Below are 9,169 nucleotides of genomic sequence, written 5' to 3'. Positions count from 1 at the left end.
CGCCACCGCCACCGCCGCCGAAGCGATCGCCGCCGTAGCCGCCACCACCGCCGCCAGCGCCATAGCCACCACCGCCGGCGCCATAACCGCCGCCGCGATCGTCGCCGCCGAAGCGACCGGCAGGCCGGGCTTCGCGACGCGGGGGAGCGGCTTCAGCCGTCGAGGTGTCGACGCTGGTCACGGCCGTGACCTGAGGACCCTTCTGGCCCTGCGCGGTCTGGACCGTCAGGCGGGTGCCCGGCTGCAGGTCGTCGTGACCGGCGGCCTCGACTGCGCGGATGTGCAGGAAAGCGTCGCCCGAGCCGTCGCCGAGTTCGACGAAGCCGAAGCCCTTTTCCTTGTTGAACCACTTGACCGTCGCATCACGCTCCGGACCCGTCGGAGGGGCAGCCGCCCGGGGCGGGCCGCGGTCGAAACCACCGCCGCCGCCGCCGAAACCACCGCCGCCAAATCCGCCACTGCTGGGAGGGAGCTGGTCAGGCCAACGCGGCTCTGCTCCACCCTCATCGAAGCCGCGCTTCGGCGACCCCCTGAAATCACGACCACGTCCCATAGAAAGCTCGCAAAACCCGACCGCTGACCATCTTGTCGAAAGACCGTGTGCACCCTGTTCCGCACAAGATGCGCCCACGCCACCATCACCATCGGCCGCGGTAACCGAGAGCAACGCCTCAGTCCTGACGCAATCCCGACCGCGCCGCAAGGACCTTCTGTTAATGGACAGGCTCAACCCGGCGAATTTCGTGGGCGACGGGCGGAGGCGTTGCAAACCTGCGTCATCTCGAGTGCGCCGCCGGGTCGGCCGAGCGGTCGCGCGGGGGCAATTAGGAAAGCGCAAACGACCTCGGCCCTAGGGTGACGGCAAGCCGCCACGTCCACCGAGGATCGCGCCCGTGATCGCGACCCCGACATTCCCCGATCTCTCCGCCCTCGTCGTGGACGAGAGCCTCTACATCCGCCGCACGGTGCGCGACATGCTCCTGCGTGTCGGGATCAAGCGCGTATTGGAAGCTCCGGATGGCGCGGAAGCGCTCGGCGTGCTCGCCGAGAGCAAGCCGGACCTCACCATCCTGGACTGGGACCTCGCCATCCTGTCGGGCGAGGAGTTCATTCGTCTGGCGCGTACGCCGACGACCTCGCCGTCGCCGACGGTGCCGATCATCCTGATGCTGGCCCAGCCCCGCCGCAACGTCGTCGACCGGGCGATCTCGCTCGGCGTCAACGAGATCATCGCGAAGCCGTTCTCGCCGAAGACGCTGTGGTCGCGCCTCGACGAGGTCATCAACCGGCCGCGCCCGTTTTCTCAGGTGAAGAGCCTTCTCCGGCCGATCCCCCGCGCCAACAGCGCCGCCAAGGCGATGGTCTGACACATCTTGGCTGCCGGGGGGTGCGCGCGAAGCGATGCGCAAAGGGACGCGCAAAGGGAAGCGAAGGAGTCTTTGCGTTTCTTAACAACGCCTGTAGCGTCGTGCACAAGTTGACGGCCGGCTGCCTGCCGCAGCCGAGACCCTGAGGATCCGGCTTTGCCGATGAGGGATGAGAGCGCCGCAACCGGCCTGGCGGCCGGTTCGGCCGTGATGCCGGCTCGTACCGGTGCGATGCCGCAGATTCCGCGTGAGGGAACGGCGTTCGCCCAAGGCAGCCGTCCCGCCGCCGAATCGTCCTACGCGGATCGGCCGGCGCCCCTGCGCACGAGCCGGCGCGGGGCCTACGCCGCCCTCGATCTCGGCACCAACAATTGCCGGCTGCTGGTCGCCGAGCCGGCCTCGCACGGCTTCCGGGTCATCGACGCCTTCTCGCGCATCGTACGTCTCGGCGAGGGCCTGAGTTCCTCCGACCGGCTGAGCCCGGTCGCCATCGACCGGACGGTCGAGGCTTTGCGCATCTGCCGGGTGAAGATGGAGGCCCGCGGCGTCGTCCGCTCGAAGGTCATCGCCACCGAGGCCTGCCGGCTCGCCGTGAACGGCGCCGAATTCGTGGACCAGGTGCGCCGGGAGGTCGGCCTCGATCTCGAGATCGTCGACCGGCAGACCGAGGCCTATCTCGCGGTGACGGGATGCGCGGCGCTGGCCGACCCGAGCGCGGAATCGGTGGTGATCTTCGATATCGGCGGCGGGTCCACCGAGATCGCCTGGCTCGACGGTGCCGCGACCAATCCCTCCACCGATCCGACCCTGCGCATCCGCGCCTGGGATTCGCTCCCCGTCGGCGTGGTGACGCTCGCCGAGAAGCATGGCGGCTCCGAGGTCACGCGGATGATGTTCGAGGGCATGGTCGAGGAGGTCGGCGACCTGCTCGCGCCCTTCGCGATCCGGGCGGCGGCCGCGGCGACCGCGCCGTATTTCCACCTGCTCGGCACCTCGGGCACCGTCACGACGCTCGCCGCGATGCATCTGCGCCTGCCGCGCTACGAGCGGCGGCGGGTCGATGGGCTCTGGATGGCCGATTTCGAGGTCACCGAGGCGATCGAGGACCTGCTCGACACGCGGCTCGACCAGCGTGCGGACAACCCCTGCATCGGCCGCGACCGGGCCGACCTCGTGCTGGCCGGCTGCGCGATCCTGGAGGCGATCCGCCGGGTGTTTCCCTCCGAGCGCCTGCGCATCGCCGACCGCGGCCTGCGCGAGGGCCTGCTGATGAACATGATGCGCGAGGACGGCGTCTGGCGCCGGGGCCGTTACCGCTAGTCTACGGTCGGCGAGCCGGCGTCAGCCCTCTGAGCAGAAACGCGATCATCGCGTCGAGCGGCGGCACCGGAGCCTCGGGGCACTGGCTGACCAGTACCGGATGGCAGTAGCGCACGATCGCCGCGTGGACGCAGGCGGCGGCGAGGCCCGTATCCGCGACCGCGAACTCGCCGCGTCTCACGCCCTCACTGATGATCCGTTCGAAGACGGCGACGATGCTGTCGACGTGGTGCCGGCAAACCGCCCAGCTCTCCCTCATTGCCGCCTCGACCATCTCGTGCATGCGCGGGAACGCTTCGCAGCGCTCGAGGCAGTCGCGGTGAAGCGCGGTGATCATCTCCGAGAGGCGGTCGGCGGCGCTGAGGCCGGGCGCCTCGGCGATCGCCAGGATCAGCACCTCGACCTCGCGGGTCAGGCGGCCGACGACGGCCTCGTTGATCGCCTTCTTCGAGTCGAAGAACCGGTAGACGTTGGCGGGGCTCATCTTGAGCGTCTTGGCGATGTCGGCGACAGTGGTCTTCTGATAGCCGATCTCGCGGAACGACTGTTCCGCCGTCGCGATGATACGGCAGCGGGTCGTCGGTGCGCTCTCCTCGGCGAGTGGGTGGATCGGATCGGCGGCGATAGTCATCGGTCGAGCTTAGAGACCGAGACCGGTCGCGTCAAAAAACGACCCCTTGTCAACGCAATGACCCCGATCCGGTCCCATCGGGCCGCATGTCCGGCCTCGTACTGGTTTGCGGGCGTGGCGCAAGAGATGACGATCGAGGCCACGTACCCGCCGCGATCGGCGATATCGGCGGCTCGATCGCAACACTACGTCCGATGGCGGCCGCATGCAGATGGGGTTCACGGGCATTCGCTCGCAGATGCAGGCGCTACCACCACTGTGCAGAACCCGGCGGCGATGAGTGCTGGCTTCCTCGACGCGACGCGCGCGCGTACTGCATCACGTTCGACCCGACCCTTGACGGTCCAGGCGTATCGCCGCGAGATCGGCGTTCAGGTCGTGATGGCGCCAGATCGATGTGTCCCGCGTCCGCGACTGGGGCGGCTGCCGCACGGCCTATCGGCTACGACCGGTATCCACCTGGTCGGAAAGTACTCTAGAGCCGTATCCGATCCGATTGCATCGGCTCGGCGTCTCTAAGACTTTGTTTTGCCGCGCTTTCTTTCGACCAACCGGTATCCACCTGGTCGGAAAGCGCTCTAATAGCTCCGATTGAGCGCCTCGAGCTGGTCGGCCACCTTCTCGAAAGGCTGCTTGATCAGCACGCCGATGCAGCGGTCCACACCCATGCCGTAGAAGAACCGTCCGCTGTCCTTGAAGGACTGGCAGATGACACGCGTTCGCGCATAGGAAATGGCCGCGGAGACCGACAGCGCCACGACGATCCAGAACAGTTTCGAGCGGGCGATGGCGAAGCCCGTCTCGTCCTTGCGACTGCGCCCGCGGGCGTTGTCACCGCCGACATTGATCTGAATGTTGATCGGTTTTTGGCCATCGACCGGATAATCGCGAGTCTGCGCAATCATGCGCTGGACTTCTTCGACTGTAAATAAATTGTGATTGAGTTCTTTTGATTTAATAAGATCGACTGTTTGATCCATTTCCGCCTCGCAAGACGAAGATGCTTACCAAATCGTTATAACGGCATCGTCATCCGGCGACAGTCGAAGATTGCGATTTCAATATGTAATGTCTTGTTAAGGTTTATGGGCGTCGTTCTCGAAATTCTCGATACGGTGGCGGATTAATTTCGGGGAGATCGCGATGGATTTGTCGCGATCTCCCTAGTCGGTAATCGATCCGGTCAGGCCGCCGGCTTCAACGCGCCGATCCGCTCGTGGAAATCGGGCCCATTCGTCGTCTTGGCGACGTGGCCGGAGCGGATCAGGAAGTCTCCGAAACGTTCGCCGTTTTGCCGGCCCTTGGCGTAATCCGCAAAAAGCGGATCGAGCGTGGTCTTGATCGCCGAGGCGTCCACGTCTTCTGCATAGAGCTTGCCGAGTCGCGAGCCGTCGAAGGCGGCGCCGAGATAAAGGTGGTAGCGCTCGGGGCCGCGACCGACGAGGCCGATCTCGGCGATGTAGGGCCGGGCGCAGCCGTTGGGGCAGCCGGTCATGCGGATGGTGATCTCGTCGTCCTTGAGGCCGTTGCGCTCCAGGCTCTCCTCGAGTTCGTCGATGAGGCTCGGCAGGTAGCGCTCGCTTTCGGCGAGCGCGAGGCCGCAGGTCGGCAGCGAGACGCAGGCCATGGAGTTGCGGCGCAGCGCGCCCGCGCCCTTGGTCAGGCCGTATTCGTCGACCAGCGCCTCGATCTCCGCGCGCTTCTCCGATGGGACGTTGGCGATGATGACGTTCTGGTTGCCGGTGAGGCGGAAGTCGCCCTCGTGCACCTGGGCGATCCGGCGCAGGCCTGCGAGGAACTGCGGGCCGCCGTCGATGTCCTTCACCCGGCCCGACGGCACGTAGAGCGTCAGGTGGTGGCGGCCGTCGTCGCCCTCGGTCCAGCCGTAGCGGTCGCCGTTGCCGTCGAATCTATACGGCTTCGGGGCTTCGAGTTTCTTGTCGATGCGGTTCTCGACCTCGGCCCGGAAGGCGTCGAGGCCGTAGCGCTCGATCGTGTACTTCAGGCGCGCGTTCTTGCGGCTCTTGCGGTTGCCCCAGTCGCGCTGGACGGTCATCACCGCCTCCGCGACCTTCAGGGCATCCTCCGGCTGACAGAAGCCCATCACGTCGGCGGTGCGCGGGAAGGTGTCGGTCTCGCCGTGGGTCATGCCCATGCCGCCGCCGACGGTGACGTTCCAGCCCGTGACCTTGTTTGCCTTGTCGAGGATCGCGATGAAGCCGAGATCGTGCGCGAACACGTCGACCTCGTTCGAGGGCGGCACGGCGATGATGATCTTGAATTTCCGCGGCAGGTAGGTCTTGCCGTAGACCGGTTCGAACTCCTCCTCGCCGCCGACGACCTTCTCGCCGTCGAGCCAGATCTCGCGCCAGGCGTTGGTCTTCGGCAGGAGGCTGTCCGAGATCTCCTTGCCGAGATCGTAAGCGGTCTTGTGCGCGCCGGACTGCGCCGGGTTCGTCGCAGTCATGACGTTGCGGTTGACGTCGCCGCAGGCGGCGATGGTGTCGAGCAGGGACGAGTCGATCGCGGCCATGGTCCGCTTGAGGTTCGACTTGATCACGCCGTGATACTGGAAGGTCTGGCGCGTCGTCGCCCGCAGGGTGCCGTTGGCGTAGGTCGTGGCGATGTCGTCGAGGATCAGCCACTGCTTCGGCGTCACGACGCCGCCCGCGATGCGCAGGCGGATCATGAAGCTGTAGGCCTTGTCGAGCTTCTTCTTCGTCCGCTCGGGCCGGAGATCCCTGTCGTCCTGCATGTACATCCCGTGGAATTTCACGAGCTGTCCGTCATCGTCCGAGATCGCGCCGGTGGCGTGTTTCAGGAGCCCGTCGGCGAGGCCCCCGCGCAGGAAGCGGCTGCCGATCTTGAGATGCTCGTTATGGGCGAGCCCGGCCTCCTTGGCGGCCTGCGGGTCGTCGATCGGACGGCCGGTCGGCGGCGTCTCGTAGCGGCGTGCGCCCGAACCGGGTGTCTCGACGGCCGGGCCGTCAGCGGTATCGATCGGCTTGTGATCGTCCATGGTGATCTCTGTCGGTCACGTGTTGATCGGCTGCCGCTGCCGGACCATCTCATTCCGAGATGGCCGCGCGAGGCGGCGTCCTCGAAAACACCGTCCGGCTTCGCGGAAACCGCCGCCAAGCTCCGACCGGAGCGTGGGACGGCCTGGGACAGGCGGGACGATCGTCCCATCCGTCCGTTTTGTCAGTAAACGTCCTGCTGGTAGCGTCGGGCCCGCTCGAGCCCTGCGACATGAGCTTCCGCGTCGGCGTCGCTCAGGCCCTTATGCTTGGAGAAGACGCGGACCACCGCGGCGCGGACGTCCTTGGCCATGTTCTTGGCATCGCCGCAGACGTAGAACGCGGCGCCGCCGTCTAGCCATTCGACCAGCTCCTGGCCGTGCTGGTCGATCCGGTCTTGGACGTAGATCTTCTCGGGCTGGTCGCGGGAGAAGGCGACGTCGATCCTGCTCAGCGAGCGGTCTTCGAGGGCTTCCTGCCATTCGAGCTGGTAGAGGAAGTCGTGCGTGAAGTGCTGGTCGCCGTAGAACAGCCACGAGCGGCCGGGCGCCTCGGTGGCGCGGCGCTCCTGCACGAAGGCGCGGAACGGCGCGACGCCGGTGCCGGGGCCGACCATGATGATGTCGGTGGCCGGGTCGCTCGGCAGGCGGAAATGCTTGTTCGGCTTCAGCCGCACGCGCAGCTTGGCGCCGTTGCTGATGCGGTCGGCGACATGCGTCGAGGCTACACCGGTGCGTGCCCTGTCATGCGTCGTGTAGCGCACCGCGGCGATGACCAGATGCACCTCGTCGCCGACTTCCTTTCGCGATGAGGCTATGGAATAGGCGCGCGGCGGCAGGGGCCGGGTGATGGTGTTGAGATGCTCGGCGGTGAGCGCGGCCGGATAGGCCTCGATCAGGTCGATCAGGTGCCGGCCTTCGAGCCACGCCTTCACCTCGCCGCTCTCGATGAATTTTTGGGCATCCGTGTGGCCCGTGGCCTTGGCGAAGCGCTCCACGGTGGCGGCCGAGAGCGTGGTGATGTCGCGCTCGGAGAGCAGCGCCTTGCGCAGGGCCTCGTCGCCGGTGAGCCCGGTGGCGCTCAGGATCTCCTCGACGAGCTGCGGGTCGTTCTCGGGGTAGATCTCGAGGGAATCGCCCGGCTCGTAGGCCGGTGCGCCATCCGCGAATTCCAGCGCGAGGTGGATCGTCTCCTTCTTGGAGCGGGAGGAGTTCAGGTTCACGTGCTCGATCACCTCGACCACGACGGGATCGCGGCTCGGCTCCTCGTCCTCGTCCTGCGAAGTGCTGCGGGCGAAATCGATGGCGACGACGTTGTCGGAGGCGACCTCCGCCGGGGCCAGCGCCTTCAGCGCGCCCTTGATCCAGTCGGCGGCCGGCTTGTCGAAGTCGAGGTCGAGGTCGGCGCGGTCGTAGGCCCGCTTGCCGCCGAGCGCCTCGAAACGCGCATCGAGGTTCTTCCCGATGGAGCAGAACTCCGCATAGGAAGTGTCGCCGAGCGCCAGGACGCCGAACTCGACGCCGTCGAGCCGCGGTGCTCCGTCACCCATGAGCGCATTGTAGGTCTCGACCGCGCGGGCCGGCGGCTCGCCTTCGCCCCAGGTCGCGGCGATGGCGACGAGCTTGCCGGCGCTCTGTAGGGTCGCGATGTCGAGGTCGGCGAAGTCGATCACCTTCGGCTTGAAGCCCTGCTTCTTCGCGAGCTTGGCGACGTTGCCGGCCAGCGCCTCGCAATTCCCGGACTCCGACGCGAAGATGATCGTCAGCGGCTCGGAGGCCTTGGGCGGTGCCACGGGCTGCGCCACAGGCTGTCCGCCGGCCGCGTCGAGGCCGGCGAGGAACCCAGCGAGCCAAGCGCGCTGGATCGGTGTCGCCGCGCCGAGGACGGCGTCGAGACTCGCCCGCTCGGTATCACCGAAGGGGGCCGTGCGAGGGAGAAGAGCGTTGCGTGCCATCGTGCATGCCATGTCGTTCGCGGACGGGCCGCTGTCAACGAAGAGTTGTTCTTTTTACAGGACGACCGAGACGGAGAAAGTGTGACCTGCCGTCGCGTCGCAAAAAAGAAGATTATTCTCCGACAACCGCAAGCTGCGGAGCGATGCGGCCGCGGGGAGGCGGTGCCGGCAGGGGCAGGGCCGTGGTCGATTTCACCTTCTCCATGGCGAAGCGCGAGGTCACGTTCTTCAGAGGCAGCGTGGCGATCAGGTTCTTGTAGAACAGGTCGTAGGCCCGCATGTCGGCCACCACGACGCGCAGCATGTAGTCGACGTCGCCGGCCATCCGGTAGAACTCCAGCACCTCCGGCATCGCCGCGATGTCCGACGCGAAACGCTCCAGCCATTCCTTGGAATGGTCGGACGTCTCGATAGAGACAAAGACGGTGAGCCCGAGACCGAGCTTCACGGGATCGAGCACGGCCACGCGCCGGTCGATGACGCCGTCGGCTTCCAGGCGCTGGATGCGCTTCCAGCAGGGGGTCTGCGACAGCCCGACCTGCTCGCCGATGGCGGCGATCGAGAGGGTCGCATCCTTCTGCAGGAGGGCGAGGATCTTCAGGTCGATGGCGTCCAAGAGGGCCTCTCGATAATTGGCGCCCGGCATGGGCCTTGGTTGGTGTCGGCACTGCCGGCCCCGACGTGTGCTGCGGCACCCGGCCTGAGAAGGATCTTCCGCAGAAAGGCAACGAATCGTCGCTTTTCCGGTTTCCCGCTCACGAAATGCTGCGCTGCCAGACGGCAGATCCGCACCACTGGCGCCTTGACAGCGTTCTGTATAGCGAACATGTCAGGTCGTAGACAACCGGGTCAAGCTCAAGCGGCAAAAAGACATCTACGG

General features: G+C 66.4%; 8 protein-coding genes. 2 read left to right on the top strand and 6 right to left on the bottom strand.

Annotation, left to right across the window (positions count from 1 at the left end; all coding sequences use genetic code 11):
- A partial coding sequence (locus FV217_RS07635; RefSeq protein ID WP_147816593.1) for a cold shock domain-containing protein occupies nucleotides 1–553 on the bottom strand: 553 nt, incomplete at its 3' end.
- Nucleotides 554–893: 340 nt separating this feature from the next.
- Between FV217_RS07635 and FV217_RS07630 the strand changes: the two genes are divergently transcribed.
- Together FV217_RS07630 and FV217_RS07625 are read left to right on the top strand one after the other, a co-directional pair.
- Nucleotides 894–1,367: a response regulator gene (locus tag FV217_RS07630; protein ID WP_147816592.1), complete on the top strand. Its 474-nt coding sequence runs from the start codon at nucleotides 894–896 to the stop codon at nucleotides 1,365–1,367.
- A gap of 231 nt (nucleotides 1,368–1,598) precedes the next feature.
- Nucleotides 1,599–2,687, top strand: a complete 1,089-nt coding sequence (locus FV217_RS07625; protein ID WP_147816602.1) for a Ppx/GppA phosphatase family protein — start codon at nucleotides 1,599–1,601, stop codon at nucleotides 2,685–2,687.
- Between the two features lies 1 nt (nucleotide 2,688).
- On the opposite strand, the gene FV217_RS07620 is transcribed toward FV217_RS07625, so the two are convergent.
- The 5 genes from FV217_RS07620 to FV217_RS07600 all read right to left on the bottom strand — a co-directional run bounded on the left by FV217_RS07620 (nucleotide 2,689) and on the right by FV217_RS07600 (nucleotide 8,905).
- A complete protein-coding gene (locus FV217_RS07620; RefSeq protein WP_147816591.1) occupies nucleotides 2,689–3,318 on the bottom strand; it encodes a TetR/AcrR family transcriptional regulator in 630 nt (209 codons plus the stop codon).
- A gap of 578 nt (nucleotides 3,319–3,896) precedes the next feature.
- Nucleotides 3,897–4,298 (bottom strand): hypothetical protein, encoded by a 402-nt coding sequence (locus FV217_RS07615; protein WP_147816590.1) that lies wholly within the window; start codon nucleotides 4,296–4,298, stop codon nucleotides 3,897–3,899.
- 203 nt (nucleotides 4,299–4,501) lie between these two features.
- Nucleotides 4,502–6,337, bottom strand: coding sequence for an NADPH-dependent assimilatory sulfite reductase hemoprotein subunit (locus FV217_RS07610; RefSeq protein ID WP_147816589.1), 1,836 nt, complete (start codon nucleotides 6,335–6,337; stop codon nucleotides 4,502–4,504).
- Nucleotides 6,338–6,519: 182 nt separating this feature from the next.
- Entirely contained in the window at nucleotides 6,520–8,289 is a 1,770-nt protein-coding gene (locus FV217_RS07605) for a flavodoxin domain-containing protein (RefSeq protein ID WP_147816588.1), read from the bottom strand.
- 112 nt (nucleotides 8,290–8,401) lie between these two features.
- Nucleotides 8,402–8,905, bottom strand: a complete 504-nt coding sequence (locus FV217_RS07600; protein WP_147816587.1) for an Lrp/AsnC family transcriptional regulator — start codon at nucleotides 8,903–8,905, stop codon at nucleotides 8,402–8,404.
- Nucleotides 8,906–9,169: the final 264 nt, after the last annotated feature.

Source organism: Methylobacterium sp. WL9 (assembly GCF_008040035.1).
Taxonomy (GTDB): Bacteria; Pseudomonadota; Alphaproteobacteria; order Rhizobiales; family Beijerinckiaceae; genus Methylobacterium; species Methylobacterium thuringiense.
Note: the sequence above shows the minus strand (reverse complement) of the source record. Positions and strands in the feature narration are given on the sequence as shown.

Bases quoted from the DNA above. Each gene is read 5' to 3' on its own strand.
- FV217_RS07625 (WP_147816602.1), top strand. From the start codon at position 1,599: ATGCCGCAGATTCCGCGTGAGGGAACGGCGTTCGCCCAAGGCAGCCGT.
- FV217_RS07620 (WP_147816591.1), bottom strand. From the start codon at position 3,318: ATGACTATCGCCGCCGATCCGATCCACCCACTCGCCGAGGAGAGCGCA.
- FV217_RS07610 (WP_147816589.1), bottom strand. From the start codon at position 6,337: ATGGACGATCACAAGCCGATCGATACCGCTGACGGCCCGGCCGTCGAG.
- FV217_RS07615 (WP_147816590.1), bottom strand. From the start codon at position 4,298: ATGGATCAAACAGTCGATCTTATTAAATCAAAAGAACTCAATCACAAT.
- FV217_RS07605 (WP_147816588.1), bottom strand. From the start codon at position 8,289: ATGGCACGCAACGCTCTTCTCCCTCGCACGGCCCCCTTCGGTGATACC.